This window comes from Oleiphilus sp. HI0079, from assembly GCF_001635105.1.
Genome location: NZ_LWFT01001436.1, coordinates 1 through 1170 on the forward strand (window position 1 = coordinate 1; position 1170 = coordinate 1170).

Consider the following 1170-nt stretch of genomic DNA (forward strand, 5'->3'; position numbering starts at 1 on the left):
AACGCGTTTCAAGGTGCTTGAATACGCAGAAAACGTGTTTGCGACCCGAGTGCTGTTTTGCCCTGTAACCGGCCGTACCCACCAACTGAGAATACACAGCCAGCAGATAGGCCATCCCATTCTTGGCTGCGACTTATACGCTTCGGACGAAGCGTTTCACATGGCCGATAGATTGATGTTGCATGCGTCTGAGATCTGCTTTGATCACCCTATATCGAAACAGCGCCTTCGTGTTGAATGTCCTTGTCCGTTCTAAGCGCTGCGTCGCATAGCGAGTGCCGGGGAAATATAAATACACATACAATTAACTGGTTGATTTTTAATCGTGTTCTCAAGCGAATGTACTACACTGGATGTAACTAATTAGGCTTTCGCGATGCGCTTTCGACATGAATACTTCCAAGTACAGTACGTATAGTAAGACAGCACGTTTTTCTCTGCTCATACCAACGATTGTTTTTCTGCTTTCTGCCTGCAGTAACTCAGAATCAAACAAAACCTTTGAGTGGAAGCTGCAATCGCAAGCGGTTGAGTCGAGTGTCGACTATCAACAGCTAATTGTGATGGCCGACAAGGTAAGAGTAATGTCGGGCGGACGGCTCGATATTACGGCTTACCCCGGAGGCGCAAAGAGCTTGGCTAGCGGCCCGGATATTTTTAATGCAGTGCGCCAAGGTACTGTGCAAATGGGTAACGGATGGCCGAATTGGTGGTCAGCACAAGATCCTGCTTGGGCCGTGATGAATGCTGGCCCCTTTGACTTGATGAATATTGATGCCTCTATGATCTTCTTTTTCGAAGAACAGGGGATCAAACTCGCCAATCAGTTATCTGAGCCAAAAGGCATAGTATGGCGGCCTGCTTGGTGGCCAGGAATGGAGTTTGGACTACTATCCCGCGAGCCGATTTCTGGTCTAGACGATTTAGAGAATAAAAAAGTACGAATTGGGCCCGGATTACCGAGCGAGGTGCTCGCTGAGGCCGCGAGTGCATTCACGATTCCGCTAACTCCTGATGAAATTAGGCCTGCGCTAGAAAGCGGCGAGCTAGACGCTGTGGAGTGGACCACGGCAGGTGGTGCTTGGGAGCTGGGACTCAATGATATCAGCCCTTTTGCTATTGTGCCGGCGATTTGGCAACCCTCTGTAGTCTCCGATTTTCTTATCAACA

1 protein-coding gene and 1 pseudogene are annotated in these 1170 nt (G+C 49.1%); both read left to right on the forward strand.

The annotated features are described in order from the left end of the window. Positions 1-256, forward strand: a pseudogene (locus tag A3750_RS26645) (RluA family pseudouridine synthase); the annotation flags it as partial. Positions 257-389: 133 nt separating this feature from the next. Further along, the coding region (locus tag A3750_RS24635) for a hypothetical protein (protein WP_068549043.1) at positions 390-1170 on the forward strand (781 nt) is incomplete at its 3' end.